This window comes from Solibacillus sp. FSL R5-0691 (genome assembly GCF_037974225.1).
GTDB lineage: Bacteria > Bacillota > Bacilli > Bacillales_A > Planococcaceae > Solibacillus.
This window is the reverse complement of record NZ_CP150231.1, coordinates 3,257,501-3,283,761: the sequence shown is the minus strand read 5'-3', so window position 1 is coordinate 3,283,761 and position 26,261 is coordinate 3,257,501. Positions and strand designations below refer to the sequence as shown.

Below are 26,261 nucleotides of genomic sequence, written 5' to 3'. Positions count from 1 at the left end.
TTTGATAAACAGAAAATTTTGTAATTTTCTGTGTTTTTCACCAGGTAGTAAACCGGCATTTATGCTAATATTATCATCAAATTGTCACATTTACTTCACGCCCAACATAAAAGCGCTTAAAAGGTGAATAATAGAGAAATTTAGTGTAAAAAAGAGATAAAAAAGATTGGTTATGAAGTGTAGAGTAGAATTTGTTCAGCAAATTTGCACAATTAAAGTCAGGAAAATAGGTCAAAAGACTAAATGGGGAAATGAAAAAGCGACTCGTGTATGTACGAGTCGCTTTTAAATGATTTTAGAACCCTAAAGAACGGCGGAAGTAGCTTGCATAGCGTTGGCTTACAGGAATACGCGTACCGTCTTTCATAATTAATAGGAAAGTTGAGTGTGAATCTGGTTGGATTTCATCGATATAATCGATATTTACAATGTAAGAACGGTGGCAGCGGATGAACGAATCAGGAGCTAAAAATAACTCTAGGTCACTTAAGTTCAAGCGGTGATACCCTTCACGGTGCATCGTTTTTACAAATGTTTTACGCAATTGAGTCTCCAAATAAATCACTTGGTTGTGTTTAATTGGATACCAGCAGTCATCAATTTTTACTGTGATATAATTTGTTAAAAATGGAGAAGGTTTTTGAGGGAAGATTGCTGTAATAGCACCTTTTGTTTCACCTTCTTCAATGAGAGGAATACTCATTCCGTAATACGGAACTCCGAATACGTCCGATTCAATGTATGAATTGATTTTTTGACCATACGTTAACGCTTTGTACGCAGCAGAACCTTCTTTGATCGGGTCACCTGCTTTGATTTTCAAGTCTACCTTTTTGCTTGGCTGGTAATATAAATACTCATTGGTATCTGAAATAGCAATTGATGTATTCTCAGGGAAAAATTCTTTAATGACTTCCATAATTTCTTCTATTTGTCTTGGATCCACTTTATAACACCTCTTTATAAGCATTTTATACAATTATGAACTATTTTACTACATATTTAAAGAAATTGGGTTGGGAAGATTTTTTAATTTGAAAAATATTTATTAGAGATAATAAAAGGAATTATTTTCATAAAAAATTTAGTGAAAAAATAGCGTGAAAATTACTATGCTAAAAGAGTATGATTAGGTGAAATATGCATTTTTTAAATTCCATTATTTCTATAATTGGAAGTAACCTAATAATTTTGTCCTAGAGTAATTGTTAAAATTAGGTTGAAAGCAAATCTTGTAATATGGTAATATTCACTATAGTTACTAATAAAATGTACTATTGTGCGGAAAACAATGCATATTATAATAGTATAGATAATTACTTTGCTTAATATAAGAAATTTCCTATGGACAATTCTTATGATTAATATAATGATATCACTTATTATGAAGGGCAGACTGGCTCGTGAAAGGTATATAACCAATCTGCGCAATTTTGACAAATTCTTGTACATTTTGTATAAGGCTTGTTTTTTTAATAAGTAATAGAAGGTCATTCTGAAGAAAGATGGGGTAACTTATGCAACTACATCAATATTCAATCTCGGAAACAATTTCAAAACGATATTTTCAAGAGATTGACAATATCAATCAATATGCTGGTATCGAAGATTTTTTTGTTCTGGAATCTCGATTGATTTTTGAAGTCTATCATTTAGAAGTAGCGAAAGCAAAGAAGACATTACATGAAATTATAGACATATTATCCGCACGCTTCGGAAAACAAGTCATTAAAGTAGTGCGCTCGTACTTTGTTACGTTATCCTCAATTGTTGCGCGTAAGCTTTTAGATAATCAAGTTCCTTCTAAAAAAGCCTTTGCCTTCAATTTAGCATGTGCAGATATGATTGAAAACAAGATGAAGGATGCCGAGTTTCTGCAATTTGCAGATGACTTAATTGACTTTTATGTGTACTTTATTGCGGACCGTAAACAGCCAACGTTCCGTCACCAAACAGTAAACAAAGTAATTATGTACATAAATGATGAGCTGGAAAATGATTTGACAGTTGAAAGTATTGCAGCAAACTTCCATATTAGTACGAGTCATTTATCGCGTATATTCCGTGAGCATGTTGGTATCACGTTAGTGGAATACTTAAATGTTCGCCGTGTAGAGGAATCTCAATATTATTTACGTCATACAAATAAAAGTATTACGTCAATTTCAGATCAGTTCCATTTCTGCAATCAGAGTTATTTCACTAGAATCTTCAAGAAGTACACTGGTGTGACACCTAAACATTTCCGTGATGAGCTGCATCATGAATTTTTCCGATTTGAAATTCCGGAAGTCGAGTACGAAAGTGTTTAATATTATAAAGCCTGCGTATTCTTAAGTGTAGGGCAGATCGGTTAATTGTATTTCCTTATTCTTCGTACACCTGAAAGTTTCAGAAAAAAAAGAATAATATATGAAAACTCTGCATGGTATATATTATTACATGTAGAGTTTTTTATTTGGAATCTAGTTTATTCTATAAGATTTTCAAAATTGCATTATCATTTACGCTAGTTTTATACTAAACAAGGATTGAAAATTAGATTGCTTTTACATGCAATCATCATGTAAGGAGAGAAAAATGAAAAAATACGAAAGAGCGATTTCACTCATTTTAGTTGCAGGGGCTAGTTTAACCGCACTATTTTTCATTGTGAAGCAAAATATGGAAGCAGCCATTTTAGCAATGACAATTATGTTTACGTTTACGAATTTTTTCCGTTCACGTACCTTCAAAGAAAAGGGTCATGAAAAAGAAGCTAAATGGATGCAGAGGATGTCGATGATTTTTGCGGTTTTATCAGTAATTGTATTATTGATTATTGTCACAGGATAAAAATAGAAAAAGAAGGCGAAATGGAATGAATAGAAAAGCAAACAGAAAAAGTCCGATCGCAATGGTTGTATCCATTTCAATTATTATTTTAATCGCGATCCTAGGATCTATTTATTATAAATTTGAAGTAGCACAAACAGCTACAGAAGAAAAATCTGTTGAACCAAATGAACTGGAAAATAAAGAGACACAAAATACAATAAACGAAACAGAAGAACCATTGAAGCCACAAAGTGGTAATGGCGATGAACCGGATAGCGCTGAAGACCCTTCTTCAAGTTCGGAACAGCCAATTAAAGAACCGGCTAAAGAAACACCACCTGCTACAGAAGAGGTAGAGCTGGAAAATGGGTACATTGTTGGCCAAAAACCTGCAACAGAACCTACTTTTGTGAAAGGGGTTTTAATTGCGAATAAGAAAAATCCGCTTCCTGCCACATACAATAAGGGGGAAGATCCTAAAGCGCGTGCCGCTTTTGAAAAGATGGCAAAAGCTGCGAAGGAAAATGGGCTAGAGCTTGTTGCTTTTAGTGGTTTCCGTTCTTACGAATATCAACAAACGCTATATGACCGCTATGTGAAGCGAGACGGGAAAGAAGCGGCTGATCGCTATAGTGCAAGACCGGGATATTCCGAACATCAAACTGGACTTGCTTTTGATATTGGGGAAAAAGGTCGTGAAGAATTATGGCTGACAAATGAGTTCGGCGACACCGAAGCAGGGCAGTGGTTAGCGCAAAATGCCCATAAATACGGGTTCATTTTACGATATCCAAAAGGAAAAGAAGAAATCACAGGTTTCATGCATGAATCTTGGCACTTCCGCTATTTAGAAGGGGAATTGGCCACAAAGGTATATGAAGCAGGCGTAACGTTGGAAGAATATTTAGGGATTCAATAATATAGGGATCAAAAAAACCAATTTTCTCTCAGAAGAAAATTGGTTTTTATTATGCGCAAAAGGTTTTCAACTTCCGCTACTATTACATTCATTACCCTTTCTATAATATCGGGGACAATAAACGTGAAATGGATTCTTTGAATTTAATGAAATTAGAACGGTTATTATACAGTTCATATGTGAGCTCTGAGCAGTCTAATATATCACGTTCGAATATTTCAGCAAGACTGTGTGCCAATTCCCCGTCATAAAGAAGGGCATTCACTTCAAAGTTTAAACTAAAGCTTCGGACATCGATATTAGCGGTACCGACTGAAGCAATTTCATCATCCACGACAATCATTTTTGCATGGATAAAGCCTTTCTCATATTGATACACTTTAGCTCCAGCTTCTACGAGTGGTCCTACATATGAATAGGTCGCCCAATAGACGAACATATGGTCAGGTTTATTTGGAATCATAATCCGAACGTCGATTCCGGATAGGGCAGCGATTCGAATCGCATCAAAAAACGATTCATCTGGAATGAAATACGGGGACTGTATGTACACGTATTTTTTTGCATTTGAGATTAAATGCAAATAGTTGTTTTTAATGACTTCCCATTCTGTATCAGGCCCGCTTGAAATAATTTGCAAAGCTGCCATTCCTTTTAGAGGAATAATCGGGAAGTAACGTTCTGCATAGCAAATATCATTTTTGGCACTTGCCTGATTCCAGTCCAAAATGAATCGAGTCTGTAATGGATGGACAGCACTCCCTTCAATACGCAAGTGGGTATCGCGCCAGTAGCCGAATCGATCCGATAAACTTAAGTATTCGTCCCCGACGTTAAATCCGCCGATATAGCCGACACGCCCGTCTATTATGGAAATTTTTCTGTGATTTCTAAAGTTTAGACGCGGATTGATAAGAGGTAAAATCGAAGGGAAAAAAACTTCTACTTCCCCGCCTGCTTCGATCAGCTCTTTAAAATGCCGCTTCCGAACTCCGCGGGATCCCATTTCATCAAACAGTACACGTACTTTTACACCTTGTTTCGCCTTTTTTATTAAAGCATTTAAAATACGTTGCCCCAAATTATCCAGTTTAAAAATATAATATTGAATATGGATATGATTTTTCGCATGTAGGATATCATTTATAAGTGCTTCGAACTTGTCACTGCCATCAACGAAAATTTTCACATCATTGTCCTGTGTCAAAACAGCGTTATTTGTTTTTAAATTCATATAAATAAGATGGTTATAATTTTTAATGTTTTCTGTACGCAGTTCCAGCTCATTACTTTCAATTGCTTCAATCTGATAATTAATCAGCTGTTCAATCCCGATATCTTTTCTGCCATCCCACCGGAATAAATGTTTTTTTCTCAATTGTCTTCCTAACAATAAATAGAGGAAAAATCCAACAAACGGTAAGAAAAAAAGAACGAGCAACCATGCCCAGGTCGATGAAGGCTTTTTGCGCTCTAAAAATATGACAGTCAGGGCAAATAGAATATTTATAAACATTATAAGTGGCACGAGTATGGAACTTTGGGTAATTGCGCTCAAAAGATTCACCTACTTTCTTTCTTATCATTATAGCCTATGGAAGCAAAACAAAAAAAGAAACACTACAAGCGAGTGCTTCTTGATGATTAATATTCCTCAACATGAAAGTAAATATCCGAAAAATCGCATTGTGCTAATTTTTTTGAGTTGATGAAGAAACTGATAATACCGCTATCTCCCCACATAATCTTTTGCTCATCGTTGGAAACGATTTGCAGTAATAATGTGTCGTAATGCTGCAAATAAGGTGAAGTTTTCCTGAAGTCCTGATGTATGAAATACGGATAGCCGCCGATTTTATGTTCCGCCGCTAAATAACATTCCAAATATACATCCTGAAATGAACGGTCATCCAACGTGATCGGTGCATCCATAATTTCGGGTTTGAAATAATTATTTAATCGGTAATCCGTTGCAGAAACCGGCTCAAATTGTGTTTTTGCAATGAGCTTCATCTCCTGCTGAATCGGGAAACTGCTGATGTTTACATCTTCTAAATAAGTGAAATCATGAATAAATTCATTATAGTGACCTTGATAAGGGATATACTGCACTTTAAAAGAGCGACATTCAGAATGTGACTTCTCCTTTTCGTAACATTGCTGCGGGATATAAAATTGCAATATTCCATCCTGCGGAAATGGGTGATCAAGCTGGATTTCCGCAAAATTAAGCTGCGCTAGAAAAAGCATATAGCGATTATGTTTATCTTTTGGATGTTCCATTTTATTTGTCAAAAAAGGAAGACCGGCAAATTTACTTTCATGTAAGAACGCAGGTTGTTTCACCGGTTGTAAAATGGCTGCTTGTTCAGCTGAGTGACTTAAACTTGTATGATAATGGATTAATTCTTTCGGTATATAAATATTTTTTTCTATATGTGGCATTTGAAGTTCCTCCTAATGAAGTAACATCTATATGAATGATGGATGAAAAAGCCCTTGTGGCTAAAATTTGTTTATTCTAAACGGAATTACTTCACAAAATGATTATGATATTTTCAATATTTCCACTTGTAATTTTTGTTAAACATAGTTGGAAATATAATGCAATTCATTTTGACTACAAGGAAAAATAAAATTATTAAATAACATGTATCCGAAAAGGATTATAAAGATTATTTCAAAAGTAATTATAAAATTTATAAGAAAAAAATTTCTCTAAATAATAGGTTTATTATTATTGATTAACGGTTAAGTTTAATTATGTTTTAGTTTTGTCACAAAACAGGAAAGAAAAATTAGCTTATACGTGGTAACATATGAAGTAGTAAAAGGTCTGACCTTATTAATTTGAAACTTTTAACATGAAAAAACGTTATATATATTAACAACGGAAAGTTTGAGGTGTAATCAAATGGCGAAAGAGATTGATTTAAAGCGTATTGTTACAAACTTATCAAAATTAGGTGTTACGGCGACAGTTACGAAATCTCGTCTTGAGCTTTTAAAAGTTTTAACACCACCAACACAAACTCCACAAACGCAAAATTAATGAAAATCAGGTGTGATGAAAACCCGTTCATCGTACCTTATTTTTATTTATAACAATAGGAAAAGGACCCGTGTCATATACGGGTCCTTTTGTATTATTCATCGTCCGGATCATTTGTTGTGAACATATACGTCCGGTAATGAAATTTCATACTATACACTAAACCGATCGCTAATGCATTCCCCATCATCGAACTACCTCCGTAGCTAATGAAAGGTAACGGAATCCCTGTAATCGGCAGAAGTTGGATTGTCATACCGATGTTTTCAAATACATGGAATGTAATCATGGCGATAATTCCTGCACATACATAAGTACAGAACGGATCTTTTAACATTAACGTCATTTTCGTTAAGTGATAGATTAATAGGAAATAAAGACAAATAACCGCGCTCGCACCGATAAAGCCCCATTCTTCGCCAATTACAGCAAAGATAAAGTCTGTATGGTTTTCTGCTACATATACTTCACGCGACATGAAACCTTTACCGAAAACCTCACCCGATCCAATTGCATTTAGTGAAGTAATTAAGTGGTAGCCGTCTGATGTTGCATACGAGTATGGATCAAGCCATGAATAAATACGAGCGAATTGATATGGCTGGAAACCAAATGTCTTTTCCAAAAAATCCTGCATATACAGTGCCATCCATAATAACGAACCGCCTATAACGACAGCCCCGCCGAACAGCGGTAAAATAATTTTCCACGTTACACCTGCCACAATCACAAGTGCAGCGGTAATGGCAAAGAATACTAGCGCAGAACCTAAGTCAGGCTGCAGCATAATGAAGCCAAGCGGCACGCCTAATGTTAGTGCTATTTTGCCGAGCAGCACTAAATCGGATTTTATCGTTTTGATCTGGTAAGTTTCATTGTGCTTACTAATTAAAAAGGCCGAAGCTAAAATGTAGAATGTCTTCATAAATTCGGCAGGCTGTATATTACCGATTGGTGTTTTATACCAGCTCTTTGCTCCGTTTGTTTCAACAGTTAAACCAGTTGAAGTCGGAATAATGACAAGGGCGATTAATAATAATATTCCGAAACCGTACAACGGCCAAGCCATTTTTTTATACTGATCAGGGTCAAAGTACATGACAAAGGCAACAATAAAAGCAAAAATAGCGTAGTTTAATATTTGCTTCGGTATGAAATTTATTCCATATTGACCTGAAGTTTGTGCAGATGCGATTGCAAGCACACTTACCCCTAAAAATATGAGGAGGATTGTAGTAAGTGGCCAGTCGAACCGTTTATTAAAATTATAATTGTTTGTATCCATTCGATTCACCTTAAATTATTAAATTTAACCCGTTCAAGGGCCAGAAGATACCAACAAATTGAAGGTTCTTTGAGCACAACATTTCCCGGTAAAAGAAGTGCAAATATAGGAAACTTTTCACGGGAACTGCCGTAATGTTTTAAGCTTTATTTACTTTATCATATTCTTATAAAAATTACTTTAGTAAGACTAATTTAAAAGTTGGACGAAACAGGTGAGAAAATGTTTCAAATTTGAATGAGAAGTCATATAATAATCATATTATTCATATTAAAGGGGCGTGCAAATCGTGGCGAAGAAAATGAAATCTGCTGAAGATTTTATGCATCATTTATATATTCATATGAACGATGTCGAACATTTTGTTATTTATAGTGGTCTTACACTGAAGGAGTTTATGGTTTCAGTCGAGCCAGTAAAAAATGTTCTGCTATTAAAGCACGCTTATGACAACGGCTCTTTTAATATGCATACACAATTTGATTTTGTAACAAATGAAGATATGCGCGATTTTTTGAAAAAGGAAAGCGACTTAAAGAAAGATTTATGCTGGGTAGATTTTACGACAGAAAAAAACGTCAATACGTTAACTCCCCTTGAACAGGCAGAACTCCTTTATTTTAGTCATAAGCGTGAACCGCTTGCATCGCCTTTTTTCGGCAAATTGCAAAATCGCTACGCTTATTACTCATCTGTAACTGACAAACTGACAAAAGTATATTATCGTTTTATAGGAGATTCTGAAATACTTGTTTCGAATCTATTTAATCAAATGATAAGAGATAAAGAAGGTGTTGGGAGCTTTTGGAGAAGAAAGAATAAAAATAACTCACCGACAATCGATCCTTCGACATTAAGACAATATCGGCCTTTTGCTAAGGAAGGTGCATTGTTGTCATTATATAAACTAGATAAACCAAATTCCCATTACGCAATCGAAGTTCGAGTGCTGAGTGATTATGATTATCCGGATGAAGTTTGGGATGATTTAGATGAAATATTAAAACAAGGCTATGATGAATTAATACAAATTAGTTAACACTCACAGCGAACAGGGCAGTGGGTGTTTTTTATCCGATGTCAGCATTTAGTGTATTCGTGATAAAATAAGGTTAGTGAAAACTGGAGGTCAAAAAAATGAAAAAAAGAATTGGTTTATTATATGGTGGTAAGTCAGCCGAGCATGAAGTGTCACTCTCAACTGCAAAGGCGGTAACGCAAGCAATGGATTTTAATGAGTTTGACGTTTTCCCTGTTTTTATAACATTGAAGGGTGAATGGCGTGTTGGACCTCAATTAACAGAACCCGCTCAAACAATTGAACAATTGCAGTTTACAACGACATCAGACCAGTCTGAAAATAATATTTCGCAATTTATTGCAAAACATATGGAAACTCCGTTCGATGTAATCTTCCCTTTACTGCATGGTACGAATGGTGAAGATGGAACGGTACAGGGCTTTTTGGAAGTGCTGAACATTCCTTACGTAGGCAACGGTGTTCTTGGTTCAGCTGCAGGCATGGATAAAGTAGTAATGAAGCAGCTGTTTGAAATGGCAAACTTGCCGCAATTACCTTATGAATATTTCATTCGTAGTGAATGGGAACGTGAGAAAGAAGCTTGGATTAAAAAGTGCGAACAGTCTTTAGGTTATCCGATGTTTGTTAAGCCGGCTAACTTAGGATCAAGTGTAGGCATCAGCAAAGCAAACAATGCAGCGGAACTAGAAAAAGCTGTTCAATTTGCATTGCAGTACGACCGCAAAATCGTCATTGAACAAGGCGTAACGGCACGGGAAATTGAGCTTGCTGTATTAGGAAACGATACACCTAACGTTTCGGTAGCAGGTGAAATTAAGCCGATGACGGAGTTTTATGATTACGATTCAAAATATAAAGATGGCTCGACAGCATTAATTATTCCGGCACCATTAGAAAACAAGGTATATACGGACTTGGTAGATATGGCGAAAAAAGCATTTAAGGCGATTGACGGCGCAGGATTAGTGCGTGCGGATTTCTTCGTAACTGAAAACAACGAAATTTTCATCAATGAAGTAAATACAATGCCAGGATTTACACCAGTAAGCATGTATCCATTATTATGGCAGCATACGGATGTAACATATCCACAGCTAATTAAAGAGCTGATCGATTTTGCACTGGAACGTTATACAGAAAAACAACAGCTTCAATACAACAGAGATTGAGTGGGATAAAAAGTGAAAAAAAGTTTACAGCAAATTGCAGAATGGTTAACGATAGAAGATCAGTCATTTCCTGAAACAATTGTCACAGGTATTTCCATTGATACACGGACAATTGCAAAAGGGGATTTATTTATTCCTTTCCGTGGAGAAGCCGTAAATGGGCACCGTTTTGTTGAACAGGCATTTGAAAAAGGCGCGGCCGCTTCTTTATGGATGATTGATGAACCGAATCCGCCCGAACATTTGCCATTGATTTTCGTAGAGGATCCGGAACTTGCACTTCAAAAAATGGCGGAGTGTTACCGCAATGAGCATCAAGCGACATTTATCGGGATTACCGGCTCAAACGGGAAAACGTCTTCAAAAGATATTTTGGCGGGGGCGCTGTCTCCATACTTTAAAGTACAAAAAACGATCGGGAACTTTAACAATCAGCTCGGTTTGCCGATTACGATTCTACAGCTTGATGAGGATACGGAAGTTTCCGTATTGGAGATGGGGATGAGCGGTTTCGGTGAGATTGAATTTCTGACGAAGCTTGCCCGACCGCATTATGCCATTATTACAAATATCGGTGAAGCCCATATGCAAGACTTAGGATCGCGGGAAGGGATTGCGCAGGCGAAGTTTGAAATTGTAAAGGGGCTGTCTGAAGAAGGGATTCTTTTCTATGATGGTGATGAACCTTTACTGCAAAACCTGGTTGCAAAAACACCCGGGTTAAAGACACAGGCATTTGGCTTGGACGGAGCACAGAGCTTAGCAGCATCACAGATTGAAGCGACAGCGCAAGGGAGCAATTTCCATGTAGATGGAGTAATCCAAGGTGATTTCTTCATTTCGGTTTTAGGCGAGCACCAAGTGAAAAATACATTAAGTGCTATGCTCGTAAGTAAGGCATTGGGTCTGACTGACGAGCAGATCCGCGAAGCATTAAAGAAAGTAGTTTTAACGGATATGCGGATGCAGCTTGTTCCGGTCGGTAAATTACTATTTATTAACGATGCGTACAATGCTGCACCAACATCGATGCATGCAGCGATACAATTTGTCGAGCAAACGACGATTCGTGATGAAAAGTGGCTTGTACTCGGGGATATGCTTGAGCTCGGAAACGATGAAAAGCAGATGCATGAAGGAATTGCCGCTTATATTCATCCTGAAGAAATACGCTATGTTTGCTTGTATGGCCCGCGCATGAAGTGGCTCTACAATATACTGCAGGAAACTTTTGATGCTGAGCATTTAGTGTACTCCGAAAATGAGTACGCACCGATTATCGAAAAAATTCGATCTCATGCAACAGACGAGTCCATCCTTTTAGTAAAAGGTTCTCGTGGAATGCAGTTGGAAAAAATTATTCATTCAATCGAGTTAGCCTAGTGCTGGCTCGTTTTTTTTTTAGCGCAATAACTTTTTTCGACTTTAGATGTAGCTTATTATAGATACTAACAGTTTAATGGAAGCAGGTGATTGGATGAAAATCGGTGTCCTGTTTTTACATGGATTTTCAGGTGGACCGTATGAAGTGGAGCCTTTTGCACATTATATAGAGCAACGAATAGATTGGGTCATAAGTATTCCGACATTCTCCGGTCACGGTGATGCAGAGCATTTGGCGATGAAAGGCTATAAAGCAGAACATTGGATGATGGAGGCGGAGATCGCATATCGGCAGTTGAAAAAGCAAGTCGATGAAGTCATAGTCGTCGGTTTTTCAATGGGTGGTGTCATTGCGATGTACTTATCTATACGTTACCCAGTAAAAAAATTGGTACTCCTAAGTGCTGCAGCAAAGTATGTGAGTCCTACGCAGTTAGTAAAAGATGTTCGCGCAATTGCCCAGGATATGGTGCATCAGAAGTTAGAAGAAAACGAATTGTTTGCACGGTACAAATTTAAATTTAAAAACGTTCCATTAACAGCGACGATTGAATTTATGAAGGTCGTGAAGAGAACAGAACCTTATATAAAGAATATTCACTGTCCCACTTTTATTGTACAGGGGGAACTGGATGGTATTGTGCCAAGTGCAACAGCCCAAATTTTATTTGAACAAATTCAGTCGCAGGAAAAGCAAATGTATATTTCAGATTGTGGAAAACATCATATTTGTTACAGTGATGATTGTGAGCAATGGTTTGAGAAAGTGTATCAATTTTTATTGGAGTAATAAATTTCTGACTATTTTGATACAAAGCAATATCATTGCATACCGTTACAACCCGTGTTAGACTAATAAAAGCAATGGATACATTTTGTGCGAAGGCTCTTCAGACTTATAGGTGAAGAGTGCTTTTTTTTGATAAACGGTTTTATTCTATTTTTACAAAAGCAACATCCAATTAGAAACGGTAGAATTGAACCGCTCGGCAATGACCGGGCTTTCCTTTTCATATAAGAAACTCTGCCATGAAGCAGAGAGAATTTTTAAGTAACGGAAACGTTCCACATACAATGGCTCGAAATTTGCCGCCATTTCATCTGAAAATGTAACCATTTGTCAACTTATACAGGAAAAAGGAGAATGAAGAGTTTGACAAATTTTTCAGAATTAAACATTAGTGAATCGACATTACGTTCTATTAAGCGTATGGGGTTTGAAGAAGCAACACCAATCCAAGAAGGAACAGTTACATTTGCAATGGCTGGCCGTGACGTTTTAGGTCAAGCACAAACTGGTACTGGTAAAACAGCTGCGTTTGGTATTCCTTTAATCGAGAAAATCGATCCAAAAAACCCGAATATCCAAGCATTAGTAATTGCTCCGACTCGCGAATTAGCAATCCAAGTTTCAGAAGAACTTTATAAATTAGGTTATGATAAGCGCGTAAAATTATTATCAGTTTACGGTGGTCAAGAAATCGGCCGTCAAATCCGCGCATTAAAAAACAAACCACAAATTATTGTAGGTACACCAGGTCGTATTCAAGACCATATTAACCGTCGTACATTACGTTTAGACGAAGTACAAACTTTAGTTTTAGACGAAGCGGACGAAATGTTAAACATGGGCTTCATCGATGATATTAATGCGATTTTAGAAAATGTACCATCTGATCGCCAAACATTACTATTTTCAGCGACAATGCCTCCAGCAATCCGTAAAATTGCAGAGACATTCATGAAAGATCCTGAAATCGTAAAAATTAAAGCGAAAGAATTAACAATGGAAAACATTGAGCAATTCTTCGTAAAAGCAACAGAGCGTGAAAAATTCGATGCGTTATCTCGTTTACTTGACGTTCAAAAACCAGAACTTGCAATCATCTTCGGCCGTACAAAACGTCGTGTTGATGAGTTAAGCCAAGCTTTAGGTTTACGTGGATTCTTAGCAGAAGGTATTCACGGTGACTTATCTCAAGCGAAACGTATTTCGGTTTTACGTCAGTTCAAAGAAGGTAAAATTGATATTTTAATCGCAACAGACGTAGCGGCTCGTGGATTGGATATTTCAGGTGTAACGCATGTTTACAACTTTGACATTCCACAAGATCCTGAGTCTTACGTTCACCGTATCGGTCGTACAGGCCGTGCAGGTAAATCTGGTGTTGCTGTAACATTCGTAACGCCTCGTGAAATGGGCTACTTACGTATCGTAGAAGAAACTACGAAAAAACGTATGACACCTTTACGTCCACCAACATCTGAAGAAGCATTAGTAGGCTTACAAGAAGATGCAGTGCAAACATTGGTGGAATTAGTTCAAAATAATGATTTAGGTACTTACCGCGAGTTAGCTGCTAAGTTATTGGAAAATAACGAAGCACTTGACTTAGTAGCAGCAGCACTTAAATCAATCACTAAAGAACCGGATGCTACACCGGTATCTTTATCAGAAGAGCGTCCATTACCAATGCGTCGTGACCGTTCACATGGTGGCGGAGGCCGCGGCCGTGGCGGTAATGACCGTAACCGTGGTGGCAACCGTGGCGGTGGTGACCGTCGCGGAGGAGATCGCCGTCGTGAAGGTGGCGGAAGCCGTTCTGGTGGCGGAAGCCGTGATGGAGGTCGTCGTGAAGGCGGTGCTCGTCGCGAAGGATCTCGTGATCGTCGTCCTCGTCCACGTCGTGAAGACTAATATTATTTCTACACACCAACGATTTACTGTTGGTGTGTTTTTTTGTGGGGATTTTTATATAAATATATTTTCCGGGAAATAAAATTTTTATAAATTATTTAACAAATTTACCAATTAACTATACTATGAGGGAAGGGGAAAGTTTTAGGGCATCCCAGATTAAGCAAAATGAAACATTTAAACGTTTGATACGTATAGCATAATAGAGAGAAAGAGGTGTAAGGCTAATGAGAGATCAACCAAAATATCAGTTGCCTAAAAAAGCGCAAACAGTATGGCGACTATATGGAATCATTCAAACATTTATTATCGCTCTTTTAACAGGTGGTATCGTATTTTTAACAGTCCGGTTTGACTGGCCCCAATGGATTATGTGGATTGCCATTGCGCTTGTAGTGTTATCAATTGCGTTTTCGGTTATTGTTTTCCCGGGCATCCGCTGGAGAGTATGGCGCTATGAAGTGCGAGAACAGGAAATTGAAATTCAAAGCGGTCTTTTTGTCGTTAAACGAACATTAATTCCGATGGTGCGCGTACAGCATGTTGATACCGAGCAAGGACCGATTTTAAAGAAGTACATGCTGGCGAATATATCGATATCTTCTGCGGCGACAGTACATACGATTCCTATGCTGAAACTTGAAGATGCCGATGAATTGAGGACTAAAATTTCTGAACTTGCAAGGGTGGCGGAAGATGATGTCTAAAGAAAAATACAAACTTCATCCCGTTACGGCAATCATCAATGTTGTAAAAGCATTGAAAGATCTTCTAATACCGATCGTAATCATTGTTGCGGCGAACGGCTTTAATATTAATCTGGATTATCGTAGCGAAACCTTTTTCAGCGAAATGATCCCACTCTTTATTTTAGTAGTTGTCTTATCGATAACGGTCGTGAGCGGTTTAATTAAGTGGTGGACATTTGTTTATTGGTTTGAAGACAGTGAACTACGTGTAGAATATGGTCTGTTTGTAAAGAAAAAGCGTTACATTCCATTTGACCGCATACAAAATTTAAATTATAAAGAAGGTATTTTCCACAGGCTATTCAAGCTTGTACAAGTACAAGTAGAAACGGCGGGAAGTAAGGACGGTAAACCGGAAGCGGAGTTGACAGCTGTAACGAAAGCTGCTGCTGACGAAGTGGAAATTCAAATGAAAAGGGCGAAGCAAAAGCAGCCTCTTGAAAGTGACCTGATACAACTGGCGGAAGAAGAACCAGAGGCGGATTCAGTAGTATTACACAAAATGAAAGTACCGGAACTGTTATTGTTAGCGACAACTTCCAGCGGTGTTGGGGTAGTAATTGCCGGGGTTTTTGCTGTCCTTTCACAATTTGCGGAGTTCATTCCATTTGATCTGATTTATGATGAATTGGCCTTTTTAGTGGAATACGGATATATTGTAGTCATGATTTTAATTGCTCTTGCACTAATGCTGGCATGGACAATTTCGGTTGGTTTGACGTTTTTAAACTATTATAACTTTACGGTCAGCAAGCAGCATGACCGGCTCATTATTACGAGAGGGTTAATCGAAAAAAAACGTGTGACAATCCCGTTAAACCGGGTTCAGGCGATTAAATTGGCGGAAAACCCTTTCCAGCAGATGCTTGGTTTGGCATCTGTTGCGGTAGAAAGCGCTGGAGGAGGATTCAGTGGGGAGAATGATAAAAAGATCATCCTATTTCCGTTAATTGCAAAAAAAGAAGTGTTCTCACCATTGGCAGAACTGTTTCCGGACTATGATTTTCAAGTTACCCAACTTGTTCAGCCACCAAAAAAAGCACAGCCTTTTTTCTATCGGATTGATTTTGTATGGCTAGTCCCGTTAATCGGTGCCATATCATACTTTTTCTATCCATACGGATTATTGTCACTATTGCTAATCGTTCCAATCATTCTTCTTGGAAGATGGCAGTATAAAACGACAGGATATAAGGTGAAAGATCAGCAAATTACGATTGTCTCTCGCCTCATAAGCCGTGTAACCTTTTATGCTTTAAAAAAACGTGTACAAATTACGCAAGGCAGTCAAACCTACTTCCAGAAGCGACGGGATGTAGGCTCTGTAAAAATTGTAGTGATGTCAGGCATTGCTGGAGCTTCGGCGACAGCACGTCATATGGAACAACAGGAAGTGGAAAAAGTGCTATCCTGGTATGAACATTAAAAAACAGGGTCCGCGAGAAAAAATTCTTTTCGCGAACCCTGTTTTTATTTTACCCGTTTAATGGACTGTTTGCGCCAGCGTCCCATATTTTTAGGATTAAAGTAAACAACCCCTAAAATAAAACCGGTTACTAAACCGCCTAAATGTGCAGCAATATTAATATTTGGCGTTAAAAATGTCATAATAATGCTAATCACGATTAAAGGCAATATAATTTGTCTTAACTGCGGGAATAGGTGTCTTGTGTAATAAACAAGTGCACCGAAAGCACCGAAAATTCCATACAGCGCTCCGCTTGCCCCAACACTTGCATAATAGGCATCCTGTGTTGCGTATGTAGCAGCGACACCAAAAATTCCGGCTAAAAAGTAAATTGTTAAAAAGCGCATTTTGCCGGCGATTTTCTCGAGCTCCGGACCAAACAGAAATAGGGAGAACATATTAAAAAGGACATGCATAAAACCAGCATGTAAAAACATGGACGTAATAATACGCCACCATTCACCGGCTGCAATGAGTCCATTAACGCTCATACCTGCATAAAGCAACTCTTGGCCTAAACCCGGGACTAATGTTAGGACGAAAACAATGAGATTAATTGCTATAATTGACGATACGACCGGATATAACGCAATGTACTGCTTAAAATTTTCTCTACGAATAAACATGTTCCACCTCAATTAAGTCGATACAAAATAAAACGTATTTTTGTTCATTATACATTGGAATAATGATTAAAAGAAAGGGAGAGCTATTAAATGATAAAAGGGATTGGCTTGGATTTAGTAGAATTGGACCGAATTGAAAAAATGTCAGGGCGATCAGCAAAATTTGCTCAAAGAATTTTAACGGAAAGGGAACTGGCCATTTTTGATACATTAACGGGATGGCGCCAAGTGGAATTTTTGGCAGGCCGTTTTGCAGCAAAGGAAGCCTACTCAAAAGCAAACGGTACAGGAATCGGTAAAGGCTGTGAACTTCATCAAATAGAAATTTTAAAAACAGAGCAAGGAAAACCTGTATTATACTTTGATGGCGAAGAGGTGAACGGGTTTATTTCCATTACTCATACACGGACAACGGCAGCTGCCCAAGTAATCTTAATGCAATAATACATACATGCACACCTTGGCTCATATAGTAATTTATCGAAATAGATAATCGAAAGGGTGAATCTTTGAAACTCCGACTGCTAGTAGTTGTCGTTTGTTGTCTCTTTTTGGCCGCGTGTGGAAAAGCTACAAAGGATGAAGTGATTGAGGATGTTAACAAGAAGTGGAATGACGCAAAAGGTTATGAATTAAGTGCTTCGATGGAAGTTCGGACAGGCGCAGAGCCACGTGTGTACGATGTAAAAGTTTGGCATACAAAACCGGACTTTTACCGAGTGGCAGTTAATCCAAAAGGCGAGTCAGAACAACAGTTAATCGTTCGAAATGAAGAGGGAGTCTTTGTTGTTACACCATCATTACGTAAGACGCATAAATTCCAAAGTGAATGGCCAAAGCAAAATAGTCAAGCGTATATAATTGGTGCACTGGCTGAGGATTTAGTGGCCGATTCAAAAGCGGTCATGACTGAAGATGATGCAAGCTATACTTTTGAAGTTGCGACACGAAATGTTGACCAAACGGCATTACCGGTACAGCAAATTGTAGTTGATAAGAAAACGATGCTTCCAACAAAGGTAAGTGTTATGGATGAATCATTGCAAGAACAAGTGGTAATTACATTTGCAGACATTAAATTAGGCGTGCAGCATACTGCAGAAGAATATGCGGTAGAAAAATTCTCTGAAAAAGAGGAAAAGAAAGCCGCATCAGCTGAAGTGGTGGACACTGAGTTTAGCGTGTATTACCCGACGATTGACTGGGCACATACAAAGCTGACAGACGAATTTGAAGTACAGGAAGACGGAAACACACGTGTTATTCTGACATTCGAAGGGGAAAAGCCGTTTACACTAATGCAGCAGCCGATTCAATCTGATGAAACAATATTACCTGTATCAGGGGATCCGGCTGATTTAGGATATACAATAGGGGCGATTACTGATAACTCCATCCAGTGGGACAAAGATGGCATGACCTTCTTTATCGCTTCCACAAAATTAACGAAGGATGAATTACTGGAAGTAGCTGCAAGTGTACAGGAAAGCAGTATTAAGTAAAAATTCAATCAGCAGGGGTTCTATACCTCTGCTGATTTTTTATGAAATAAATTTAAATTATGTCTTTCTGAACTTGTTTTTAAATTGTATTTTATGGTTATATTTAATAAGAGACATCTTGCGCGTTCTTGCGCAAGATGGTTTCTTTCGTATATTGATTTGAAAATGATTGACTGAATATTACATAAATAACAATAAGTTTAAACTTAAAAAAAGAGGGTAAAAGTCGAATGGATACTCCAATATATTACAGACCAACAAAAGCAGTAATTGATCTGCAAGCAATCACGCATAACCTAACTTCGCTCCGAAACTATTTAGGACCGGATGTCCAAATAATTGCTGTAGTAAAAGCGAATGCATATGGTCATGGAGATGTGGAAGTTGCAAAAACGGCAATTGAGTCCGGAGCAACAATGCTTGCTGTCGCAACACCGGACGAAGCAGTACATATTAGAGAAAATTTTAAGGATATTGATATTTTAGTTTTAGGTGCTTCACCACATGCTTTTATTCCGTATGCATCTTCAGAAAATATTACCCTTACCGTCTTTTCGACAGAATGGCTGCAGGAAGCACAGCAGTATGCGCCGCTTTTGAATCCGTTAAAACTTCATATCAAAGTGGATTCAGGTATGGGTCGTATCGGTGTATCAGCTAAAGAAGAACTATTGGAATTATATACAACGATTAATTCTTCCGAAGACTTTTTAGTGGATGGAATTTTTACGCATTTTGCTACTGCAGATGAAGAAGATTCAATGTACTTTGACAATCAGGCTACCCTATTCAAGGACTTTTTAGAGGCTTTGCCACAAAAACCTCGTCTAGTTCATGTTGCCAATACAGCAACCGCATTAGTGAAAGATCCTTCTTTGCACTATGATGCGGTACGATTCGGTATTTCCATGTACGGATTATTGCCTTCGGATTATGTAGGCACAAAATTGCCTTTTCCGATTAAACCGGCATTATCTCTGCAGACAGAACTTGTACATATTAAAAAAATGCAAGCTGGTCAATCGGTAGGTTATGGGGCAACATTTACGACAGAAGAGGACTGCTACATCGGAACGATTCCGATCGGCTATGCAGATGGTATGATTCGTAAGCTTTCGGGTCAAGATGTACTTGTTGGAGGAAAAAGGGCGAAAATTGTCGGAAGAATTTGTATGGATCAAAGTATGATTTTACTTCCGGAAGCATATAATGTTGGGGAAGAAGTTGTACTAATAGGCTGCCAACAGCAAGAGGAAATCACAATAGATGATTGGGCTCATAAACTCCAAACAATTAATTACGAAGTGCCATGTGTAATCACGGCTAGAGTTCCTAGGGTATATAAATAAATCGATGTAATATTACTGTAAATAACTTCAAATATACAAAACAAGTATGTCCATATTTATTCCTTTATTGCGAGAATTGTCAGTTTTTTAATTTTCCTGTCTTTTCATTGTAGGCAATCAATGATAGAATGAATGGGAAATGGGATGTTCGGTGGAGGTGCTTGTTTTGTACGCGAAGGAATTAGTAGAAGTAGAAGAAGTAGTAATTGACATACCAAATGAGCTAGTAACGCAATTCGAAAGAACGTTTGGGCGTAATACTGAGAATGGTTATATGATGGCGTATTTGGCGACTCAAAATTATACAAAGCATATGCAACCAAATCAAATACGGGAAGCTTTAATAAAGGGCTATGTGGAAATGTCGCAAATTAATCTGACAATTTGCAGTGAGTGCTTGCATGCAGAGTATGAAGCGGAACATATGGTGGAGCGTCTCGTAAGCGGGGGATGACAATTTGATTGTAAAACGTGGAGACGTTTTTTTTGCTGACCTATCGCCAGTGGTAGGTTCAGAACAGGGCGGGACTAGACCCGTTCTTATTATTCAAAATGATATTGGAAATCGCTTTAGTCCAACCGTCATAATAGCTGCAATTACTGCGCAAATTCAAAAAGCAAAGTTACCTACACATGTTGAAATTGATGCGAAAAAGTATGGTTTTGAACGTGATTCGGTAATTTTGCTTGAACAATTGCGTACAATTGATAAATCGCGATTAACAGATCGTATTACTCAGCTAGATGCAAAACTAATGCAAGAAGTAGATATCGCTCTTAATATTAGTTTAGGACTCGTAAAATTTTAATACATAAAAAAACATCGAAACATTACGTTTCGGTGTTTTTTATTATAACAAATTAAAATTCCCTATAATTTTAGGTAAATAGTAAACTGTAATCATGTAATATTGTAATATTTTACTTAAAATTAAAATATAGCAAAAATATGGTTGAAAAATTAATCCAACTAAACTACAAGGATAACATATGGTATAATGTTGAAGATTAATAATTCAAAAAACTGATACTATACGTTAACTCCACAGAAAGAAAAAGTAGGAAATTGGGGGAGCTATGATGAATACGAAATCTACCGTAGAGATTGTAACAGAATGGGATATTGTAGCTGCACGTCAACTTGGACGTAACGAGGCGAAAGCAATTGGCTTTGGCGCGGTAGATCAAGCTCGAATTACGACAGCGATAAGTGAACTGGCCCGAAACATTTATTTATATGCCCGTGCCGGGGAGGTTACAATAGAGCGTATTAGTGATGAAGATAAAGTTGGCCTTCGCATAATAGCGGCAGATAAAGGACCAGGAATAAGTAATTTAAAAAAAGTAATGGAAGACGGCTATTCTACTTCAGGCGGGCTTGGAGCAGGCTTACCGGGAGTTAAAAGACTAATGGATACAATGGATATTCAATCCACTGTAGGAAATGGAACGACAATAGTTATCGAAAAATGGGTAAAGTAGGATGTGGTAAAATTTGAAAGAGCTGCAAACACAATATCAAAAGATCTTATCGGATTTTTTGGCAAACCAAACTGAGCGAAATTTATATATAGGGCAGAACTTCATTCGACAGTTAATTCAAAAAAAAGTAGCTCCAGAAGAGGTAATCAATATCCACAAATATGCGATAGAGCAAATTTATCCAGAACTACCAGAAGATATTTCGCATAGCTATGATTTTTTAATTGAGATTATGGTGCACTTTGGTTTAACTTTAAAGGAGCATCAAAGTTTACTTGAACAGCAGGAAGAACTGCGCATGGAGATGAATGTCGCTACAAAAATCCAGAATATGATTCTCAGAACAACAGTACCTGTGCTTGATCAGATTGATATTGGAATGCTTTCCGTACCTATCCGTAAAATGAATGGTGACTACGTTCATTTTTTAAATAACAATGATTCAGTTGTCAGTGTAGCTGTAACAGATGTTGTCGGAAAAGGTGTGCCTGCTGCTCTTTGTATGTCCATGGTTAAATATGGGCTTGATACACTGGAGTATGCAACAAAAGATCCGTCCTATATTTTGGAAGTATTAAATCGCATTATCGAAAAAAGTGTTGATGATAGTATGTTTGTCTCGATGTTTTACGGGACATATAATATTAAGGAAAGCAAATTTACATATGGGTCAGCTGGACATGAGCCTGCTATCTATTATAATGCCCGTGAAAAAACTTTCTTTGATTTGGAATCGAAAGGTTTATTGTTAGGTGTCATGCCGGAAGTGACATATCCGCAGCACGATATTTATTTGGAAGAAAATGATTTTATCATTATGATTACAGATGGTGTAACCGATTTCCGCAAACAAGGGGAATTGGATCCACGGGATGTGATCAAGAACTTGGCTTTGAGCTGTAATCATCTTTCGGCCCAGGAAATGTGTGAGGAAATGTATACCTATTTAAAAAATTTGCCTGACTTCGAACTAGAAGATGATTTTACGGTCGTTATATTTAAGAAATAAAAAATAAAAATTTTATGTTTGAACTCCCGCGGATTCGGGAAAAGTAAGAAGGTTTATAACGGAGGTGTCTAATAATGAATGTTAATGTTCAATTTAGAGAAGATGGAGATGTATTAAAAGGCTATATCGAGGGTGAGATTGATACGTACACAGCCCCGATTTTACGCGAAGAGCTGGAGACTGTTCAAATTGTCGAGGGTCGAAAAATCGAATTGGATTTATCCAAAGTTAATTATATGGACAGTACAGGTTTAGGAATCTTTGTTGCATTTTATAAAAAAGTTACAAAGGAAAATGCATCATTAAAATTAGTAAACTTATCAAATCGTTTGGTGAGATTGTTTGAAATTACAGGATTAAGTGAATTAATGAGTATTGAGATTGATGAGGAATTGGAGTTGAAATAATGAGAGCATTTGACTATATTGAAATTCGAGTGCCTGCTAAATCGCAATATGTAAGTGTTATACGTCTAACAATTTCAGGATTAGCGATGCGAGTTGGGTTTACTTATGATGAGATTGAAGATTTAAAAATTGCTACGAGTGAAGCGGTGACAAATGTTGTTCACCATGCATATAAAGCAAACGAGGAAGGCGAAGTTGTAATCGGCTGTGCATTATTTGAGGACAAGATTGAAATAATGGTCGCAGATTACGGTGTCAGCTTTAACTTTGAAGAGATCAAATCAAAAGTTGGTCCATATCATGAAAATGAAAACGTAGCATTATTACGTGAAGGTGGATTAGGGATTTATTTAATGGAGACTTTAATGGACGAAGTTAAATTAAATAACGAAGGTGGCGTCACTGTTTTCATGACAAAGTATGTCTCGAGAGAGCAGGTGAAAGGAAATGTCGAAAGAATCACTACCTAAAAATACATCAAAAGAAGAAGTGCTAAATTGGATTGCAGAATATCAGGCAAACGGCTGTGAAGATTCACAAACGAATCTTGTGCTTCATTATCAGCAATTAGTTGAATCGATTGCACGCAAATATTCACATGGTAAATCTTATTATGATGATATTGTACAAGTAGGGATGCTTGGCTTATTAGGTGCGATCCGACGTTTTGACCCTTCTTTTGGCAGAAGCTTTGAGGCGTTTGCTGTTCCGACAATCGTCGGAGAAATTAAACGCTTTTTACGCGATAAAACTTGGGACGTGCATGTTCCAAGACGTATTAAAGAACTGGGACCTAGAATTAAAGCCGCTGTCGAAGCATTAACGACATCGTTACAACGTTCCCCATCCATTACGGAAATTGCAACATATTTAGAAGTACAGGATGAGGATGTATTGGAAGCGATGGAGATGGGTCGAAGCTATCAGGCGCTTTCGATGGACCATTCGATTGAATCGGATTCTGATGGTAGTACGGTAACGTTATTTGATGTAGTCGGTCGAGAAGATGCAGGCTTTGAAGTGACAAACCGCCGTATGATTGTAGCAGATGCGATGAATGTATTAAATGAACGTGAGCGACAAATTATCCAATTAACTTATTTGGAACAACTTAGTCAAAAGGAAGCCGGAGAAAGACTCGGTATATCCCAAATGCACGTTTCGCGAATTCAGCGTAAAGCAATTAAAAAATTACAAGACGCCATTACAGCAAGTGGCGGCGTCTCATTATAAGTTTAAGAGTCTACTAGCCATAAATTAGTAGACTCTTTTTTCATGCATAAATTGAACGCTTTTTTGGGAAACAATACTAATGGAATGGTACACTAAAAGAAGTTCGAAATTTAAAGGAGTGGCATGATGGAGCAACAAAAAATGTTACAAATAATCGCAAAAGATGCGAAAGTAGAGCCGAAGCAAGCGAAAGCGGTTATTGGACTACTGGAAGAAGGTAACACAGTACCGTTCATCGCACGTTACCGAAAAGAAATGACAGGTTCACTTGATGAAGTTCAAATTAAGGCAGTGGAAGACCGCTACCATTACATACAACAGCTCGAAACAAGAAAGGAAGAAGTGCTGCGTCTAATCGATGAGCAAGGTAAATTAACGGAAGAACTGCAAACAGCAATCCAGGCATCAACAGTTCTTCAACGCGTCGAAGATTTATATCGACCGTTTAAACAAAAACGACGTACAAAAGCAACGATTGCCAAAGAACGAGGTTTGGAACCGTTAGCTGAAGAACTGTTAAAGTTTAAAAAGCGTACTTTGGAGGAAATGGCAGCGCCTTATATAAACGAAGAACAAGGTGTTACAGCAATTGAAGATGCATTGGCTGGCGCGCGTGATATTTTGGCAGAGCGTTTTGCCGATGATGCAGCGATTCGTGAAAAACTGCGTACTCTATCTTGGCGTGAAGGAAAACTTGTCACAACGGTAAAAAATGCCGAAAAAGATGAAAAGCAAGTATTTGAAATGTATTATGCATATGAAGAACCTGTACACCGGATTGCACCACACCGAATATTGGCTGTAAACCGCGGTGAAAAAGAAGAAGTGATCCGTGCAGCAATTGAAGTTCCAGTAGATAAAGCGACAACACAAATGGAAAATCATTTTATTCCTAGAAATTTTGTAGGTCCTTCTGTAAATGAAGTGAAGTTGGCAATTGCGGATAGCTATAAACGGTTAATTAAACCTTCTATTGAAAATGAACTGCGAGCAGAACTTTCATCAAAAGCAGAAACACAAGCAATTCATATTTTCTCGGAAAACCTCCGTAACTTATTATTACAGCCACCAATGCGCGGTAAAATGGTTCTTGGTGTAGACCCTGCCTATAGAACGGGCTGCAAATTAGCGGTAGTAGATGAAACAGGCAAGATGATTGAAGTTGGTGTTATCTATCCCCACACGACGTCGGATCCTTCAAAAGCGAAAGCAACAGTGAAGGCATTATTAAAGAAATATCCGATTAGTATTATTGCGATTGGAAACGGGACAGCCTCCCGTGAAACAGAGCAGTTTATTGCGGAACTGCTAAAAGAAGTAGAAGGCAACATTGCATATGTTATTGTCAACGAGGCAGGGGCTTCTGTATATTCTGCTTCAGAAGTAGCAAGAGCGGAGTTCCCGGATTTACAAGTAGAGCAACGGAGTGCTGTATCGATTGCCCGTCGTTTACAGGATCCATTATCAGAACTTGTAAAAATTGATCCGAAAGCCGTTGGTGTAGGGCAATATCAGCATGATGTTTCGCAAAAGCAGCTCGCAGAATCACTGACGTTCATTGTGGAAACCGCAGTAAACCAAGTTGGGGTTGATGTAAATACAGCTTCAGCCTCCCTTTTACAATATGTATCCGGCCTTTCAAAAACGGTTGCGGAAAATATTGTGGCGATGCGAAGTGAAAACGGTCAATTTACATCACGTGCACAACTGAAAAAAATTCCGCGATTAGGTGCTAAAACTTACGAGCAGGCAGTTGGTTTCTTACGTATAGCAGATGCCAAAAATCCGTTAGATGCTACAGGTATCCATCCGGAAAGCTATAAATTAGCCGAAGCTGTATTACAGGCGGCGGGGTTAACGAAAAAGGATGTCGGAACGCCAAAAGCCGAAGAAGCAATCAGCAAGTTAAATTTAACAACATTGGGTGAATCTTTAGAAGTAGGGGAAGTTACATTGAAAGATATTGTCGATACATTAATGAAACCAACTCGTGACCCTCGTGATGCTTTCCCGCAACCATTGCTGAAAACGGACGTACTTAAAATGGATGATCTGCAAGTTGGAATGGAAT

General features: G+C 37.9%; 28 protein-coding genes (1 of these 28 cut by a window edge). 22 read left to right on the top strand and 6 right to left on the bottom strand.

Going from position 1 to position 26,261, the window contains the following annotated elements; all coding sequences use genetic code 11:
- Positions 1–295: 295 nt before the first annotated feature.
- A complete protein-coding gene (locus MKY51_RS16535; RefSeq protein WP_339174070.1) occupies positions 296–946 on the bottom strand; it encodes a LytTR family DNA-binding domain-containing protein in 651 nt (216 codons plus the stop codon).
- Between the two features lie 571 nt (positions 947–1,517).
- Between MKY51_RS16535 and MKY51_RS16530 the strand changes: the two genes are divergently transcribed.
- From MKY51_RS16530 to MKY51_RS16520, 3 genes are all read left to right on the top strand, one after another.
- Complete coding sequence (locus MKY51_RS16530) at positions 1,518–2,312, top strand: helix-turn-helix transcriptional regulator (RefSeq protein WP_339174067.1); 795 nt, start codon at positions 1,518–1,520, stop codon at positions 2,310–2,312.
- A gap of 268 nt (positions 2,313–2,580) precedes the next feature.
- Entirely contained in the window at positions 2,581–2,835 is a 255-nt protein-coding gene (locus MKY51_RS16525) for a hypothetical protein (RefSeq protein WP_339174064.1), read from the top strand.
- A 25-nt stretch (positions 2,836–2,860) separates the two neighbouring features.
- Complete coding sequence (locus MKY51_RS16520; protein WP_339174061.1) at positions 2,861–3,736, top strand: M15 family metallopeptidase; 876 nt, start codon at positions 2,861–2,863, stop codon at positions 3,734–3,736.
- Between the two features lie 100 nt (positions 3,737–3,836).
- Here MKY51_RS16520 and cls read toward each other — a convergent pair whose 3' ends face one another.
- A complete protein-coding gene (gene cls / locus MKY51_RS16515) occupies positions 3,837–5,303 on the bottom strand; it encodes a cardiolipin synthase (RefSeq protein WP_339174059.1) in 1,467 nt (488 codons plus the stop codon).
- Positions 5,304–5,380: 77 nt separating this feature from the next.
- A complete protein-coding gene (locus MKY51_RS16510; protein WP_339174056.1) occupies positions 5,381–6,181 on the bottom strand; it encodes a YwqG family protein in 801 nt (266 codons plus the stop codon).
- Between the two features lie 469 nt (positions 6,182–6,650).
- On the opposite strand from MKY51_RS16510, the gene MKY51_RS16505 reads away from it, so the two are divergent.
- The gene (locus tag MKY51_RS16505; protein ID WP_176141992.1) at positions 6,651–6,788 is read left to right on the top strand and encodes an Lmo0850 family protein; all 138 of its coding nucleotides are present in this window, start codon (positions 6,651–6,653) and stop codon (positions 6,786–6,788) included.
- A 94-nt stretch (positions 6,789–6,882) separates the two neighbouring features.
- Here the strand turns inward: MKY51_RS16505 and MKY51_RS16500 are convergent, their stop codons facing one another.
- Positions 6,883–8,073 (bottom strand): FtsW/RodA/SpoVE family cell cycle protein, encoded by a 1,191-nt coding sequence (locus tag MKY51_RS16500; protein ID WP_339174054.1) that lies wholly within the window; start codon positions 8,071–8,073, stop codon positions 6,883–6,885.
- A 289-nt stretch (positions 8,074–8,362) separates the two neighbouring features.
- Here MKY51_RS16500 and MKY51_RS16495 point away from each other — a divergent pair, with 289 nt between their 5' ends.
- The 4 genes from MKY51_RS16495 (at position 8,363) to MKY51_RS16480 (ending at position 12,457) form a co-directional block, all read left to right on the top strand.
- Complete coding sequence (locus MKY51_RS16495; protein ID WP_339174051.1) at positions 8,363–9,112, top strand: hypothetical protein; 750 nt, start codon at positions 8,363–8,365, stop codon at positions 9,110–9,112.
- A gap of 98 nt (positions 9,113–9,210) precedes the next feature.
- A complete protein-coding gene (locus MKY51_RS16490) occupies positions 9,211–10,284 on the top strand; it encodes a D-alanine--D-alanine ligase (protein WP_339174050.1) in 1,074 nt (357 codons plus the stop codon).
- Between the two features lie 12 nt (positions 10,285–10,296).
- Positions 10,297–11,667 (top strand): UDP-N-acetylmuramoyl-tripeptide--D-alanyl-D-alanine ligase, encoded by a 1,371-nt coding sequence (gene murF, locus MKY51_RS16485; protein ID WP_339174047.1) that lies wholly within the window; start codon positions 10,297–10,299, stop codon positions 11,665–11,667.
- Between the two features lie 94 nt (positions 11,668–11,761).
- Positions 11,762–12,457: an alpha/beta fold hydrolase gene (locus MKY51_RS16480; RefSeq protein ID WP_339174044.1), complete on the top strand. Its 696-nt coding sequence runs from the start codon at positions 11,762–11,764 to the stop codon at positions 12,455–12,457.
- 153 nt (positions 12,458–12,610) lie between these two features.
- Here MKY51_RS16480 and MKY51_RS16475 read toward each other — a convergent pair whose 3' ends face one another.
- Positions 12,611–12,784: a hypothetical protein gene (locus MKY51_RS16475; RefSeq protein ID WP_339174042.1), complete on the bottom strand. Its 174-nt coding sequence runs from the start codon at positions 12,782–12,784 to the stop codon at positions 12,611–12,613.
- A gap of 36 nt (positions 12,785–12,820) precedes the next feature.
- Here MKY51_RS16475 and MKY51_RS16470 point away from each other — a divergent pair, with 36 nt between their 5' ends.
- The 3 genes from MKY51_RS16470 to MKY51_RS16460 all read left to right on the top strand — a co-directional run bounded on the left by MKY51_RS16470 (position 12,821) and on the right by MKY51_RS16460 (position 16,540).
- Complete coding sequence (locus MKY51_RS16470) at positions 12,821–14,365, top strand: DEAD/DEAH box helicase (RefSeq protein ID WP_339174039.1); 1,545 nt, start codon at positions 12,821–12,823, stop codon at positions 14,363–14,365.
- 227 nt (positions 14,366–14,592) lie between these two features.
- Positions 14,593–15,072 carry a PH domain-containing protein gene (locus MKY51_RS16465; protein WP_339174037.1) on the top strand — a complete coding sequence of 160 codons (480 nt, stop codon included), beginning with the start codon at positions 14,593–14,595 and terminating at the stop codon, positions 15,070–15,072.
- Positions 15,065–16,540 carry a PH domain-containing protein gene (locus MKY51_RS16460; RefSeq protein ID WP_339174034.1) on the top strand — a complete coding sequence of 492 codons (1,476 nt, stop codon included), beginning with the start codon at positions 15,065–15,067 and terminating at the stop codon, positions 16,538–16,540. The genes MKY51_RS16465 and MKY51_RS16460 overlap by 8 nt, the downstream gene beginning before the upstream one ends.
- A gap of 44 nt (positions 16,541–16,584) precedes the next feature.
- On the opposite strand, the gene MKY51_RS16455 is transcribed toward MKY51_RS16460, so the two are convergent.
- The gene (locus MKY51_RS16455) at positions 16,585–17,208 is read right to left on the bottom strand and encodes a rhomboid family intramembrane serine protease (protein WP_339174033.1); all 624 of its coding nucleotides are present in this window, start codon (positions 17,206–17,208) and stop codon (positions 16,585–16,587) included.
- A 90-nt stretch (positions 17,209–17,298) separates the two neighbouring features.
- On the opposite strand from MKY51_RS16455, the gene acpS reads away from it, so the two are divergent.
- From acpS to MKY51_RS16400, 11 genes are all read left to right on the top strand, one after another.
- On the top strand, positions 17,299–17,652 hold the full coding sequence (acpS, locus tag MKY51_RS16450; protein ID WP_339174030.1) for a holo-ACP synthase: 354 nt from the start codon (positions 17,299–17,301) through the stop codon (positions 17,650–17,652).
- A gap of 65 nt (positions 17,653–17,717) precedes the next feature.
- Entirely contained in the window at positions 17,718–18,710 is a 993-nt protein-coding gene (locus MKY51_RS16445; RefSeq protein ID WP_339174029.1) for an outer membrane lipoprotein carrier protein LolA, read from the top strand.
- Between the two features lie 230 nt (positions 18,711–18,940).
- On the top strand, positions 18,941–20,059 hold the full coding sequence (alr, locus tag MKY51_RS16440; RefSeq protein ID WP_339174027.1) for an alanine racemase: 1,119 nt from the start codon (positions 18,941–18,943) through the stop codon (positions 20,057–20,059).
- A 166-nt stretch (positions 20,060–20,225) separates the two neighbouring features.
- Complete coding sequence (locus MKY51_RS16435) at positions 20,226–20,513, top strand: hypothetical protein (RefSeq protein ID WP_008405780.1); 288 nt, start codon at positions 20,226–20,228, stop codon at positions 20,511–20,513.
- Positions 20,514–20,517: 4 nt separating this feature from the next.
- Positions 20,518–20,868, top strand: a complete 351-nt coding sequence (locus MKY51_RS16430; RefSeq protein ID WP_008405778.1) for a type II toxin-antitoxin system PemK/MazF family toxin — start codon at positions 20,518–20,520, stop codon at positions 20,866–20,868.
- 271 nt (positions 20,869–21,139) lie between these two features.
- Positions 21,140–21,541, top strand: coding sequence for an anti-sigma regulatory factor (locus MKY51_RS16425; RefSeq protein WP_339174024.1), 402 nt, complete (start codon positions 21,140–21,142; stop codon positions 21,539–21,541).
- A 13-nt stretch (positions 21,542–21,554) separates the two neighbouring features.
- Complete coding sequence (locus tag MKY51_RS16420; RefSeq protein ID WP_339174022.1) at positions 21,555–22,550, top strand: PP2C family protein-serine/threonine phosphatase; 996 nt, start codon at positions 21,555–21,557, stop codon at positions 22,548–22,550.
- Positions 22,551–22,624: 74 nt separating this feature from the next.
- Positions 22,625–22,957, top strand: coding sequence for an STAS domain-containing protein (locus tag MKY51_RS16415; RefSeq protein ID WP_339174019.1), 333 nt, complete (start codon positions 22,625–22,627; stop codon positions 22,955–22,957).
- Positions 22,957–23,427: an anti-sigma B factor RsbW gene (rsbW, locus tag MKY51_RS16410; protein WP_014822539.1), complete on the top strand. Its 471-nt coding sequence runs from the start codon at positions 22,957–22,959 to the stop codon at positions 23,425–23,427. Before MKY51_RS16415 ends, rsbW begins: the two co-directional genes overlap by 1 nt.
- The gene (sigB, locus tag MKY51_RS16405; protein WP_339174014.1) at positions 23,405–24,190 is read left to right on the top strand and encodes an RNA polymerase sigma factor SigB; all 786 of its coding nucleotides are present in this window, start codon (positions 23,405–23,407) and stop codon (positions 24,188–24,190) included. Before rsbW ends, sigB begins: the two co-directional genes overlap by 23 nt.
- Positions 24,191–24,316: 126 nt before the next feature.
- Positions 24,317–26,261 carry the 5' portion of a Tex family protein gene (locus MKY51_RS16400; RefSeq protein ID WP_339174012.1) on the top strand. The gene runs 227 nt beyond the window's last position, so only the first 1,945 of its 2,172 coding nucleotides appear in the window; its start codon is at positions 24,317–24,319; its stop codon lies beyond the right edge, outside the window.

Bases quoted from the DNA above. Each gene is read 5' to 3' on its own strand.
- MKY51_RS16530 (WP_339174067.1), top strand. From the start codon at position 1,518: ATGCAACTACATCAATATTCAATCTCGGAAACAATTTCAAAACGATAT.
- MKY51_RS16525 (WP_339174064.1), top strand. From the start codon at position 2,581: ATGAAAAAATACGAAAGAGCGATTTCACTCATTTTAGTTGCAGGGGCT.
- MKY51_RS16520 (WP_339174061.1), top strand. From the start codon at position 2,861: ATGAATAGAAAAGCAAACAGAAAAAGTCCGATCGCAATGGTTGTATCC.
- MKY51_RS16510 (WP_339174056.1), bottom strand. From the start codon at position 6,181: ATGCCACATATAGAAAAAAATATTTATATACCGAAAGAATTAATCCAT.
- MKY51_RS16505 (WP_176141992.1), top strand. From the start codon at position 6,651: ATGGCGAAAGAGATTGATTTAAAGCGTATTGTTACAAACTTATCAAAA.
- MKY51_RS16500 (WP_339174054.1), bottom strand. From the start codon at position 8,073: ATGGATACAAACAATTATAATTTTAATAAACGGTTCGACTGGCCACTT.
- MKY51_RS16490 (WP_339174050.1), top strand. From the start codon at position 9,211: ATGAAAAAAAGAATTGGTTTATTATATGGTGGTAAGTCAGCCGAGCAT.
- MKY51_RS16480 (WP_339174044.1), top strand. From the start codon at position 11,762: ATGAAAATCGGTGTCCTGTTTTTACATGGATTTTCAGGTGGACCGTAT.
- MKY51_RS16475 (WP_339174042.1), bottom strand. From the start codon at position 12,784: ATGGTTACATTTTCAGATGAAATGGCGGCAAATTTCGAGCCATTGTAT.
- MKY51_RS16465 (WP_339174037.1), top strand. From the start codon at position 14,593: ATGAGAGATCAACCAAAATATCAGTTGCCTAAAAAAGCGCAAACAGTA.
- MKY51_RS16460 (WP_339174034.1), top strand. From the start codon at position 15,065: ATGTCTAAAGAAAAATACAAACTTCATCCCGTTACGGCAATCATCAAT.
- MKY51_RS16455 (WP_339174033.1), bottom strand. From the start codon at position 17,208: ATGTTTATTCGTAGAGAAAATTTTAAGCAGTACATTGCGTTATATCCG.
- acpS (WP_339174030.1), top strand. From the start codon at position 17,299: ATGATAAAAGGGATTGGCTTGGATTTAGTAGAATTGGACCGAATTGAA.
- alr (WP_339174027.1), top strand. From the start codon at position 18,941: ATGGATACTCCAATATATTACAGACCAACAAAAGCAGTAATTGATCTG.
- MKY51_RS16425 (WP_339174024.1), top strand. From the start codon at position 21,140: ATGAATACGAAATCTACCGTAGAGATTGTAACAGAATGGGATATTGTA.
- MKY51_RS16415 (WP_339174019.1), top strand. From the start codon at position 22,625: ATGAATGTTAATGTTCAATTTAGAGAAGATGGAGATGTATTAAAAGGC.
- rsbW (WP_014822539.1), top strand. From the start codon at position 22,957: ATGAGAGCATTTGACTATATTGAAATTCGAGTGCCTGCTAAATCGCAA.
- sigB (WP_339174014.1), top strand. From the start codon at position 23,405: ATGTCGAAAGAATCACTACCTAAAAATACATCAAAAGAAGAAGTGCTA.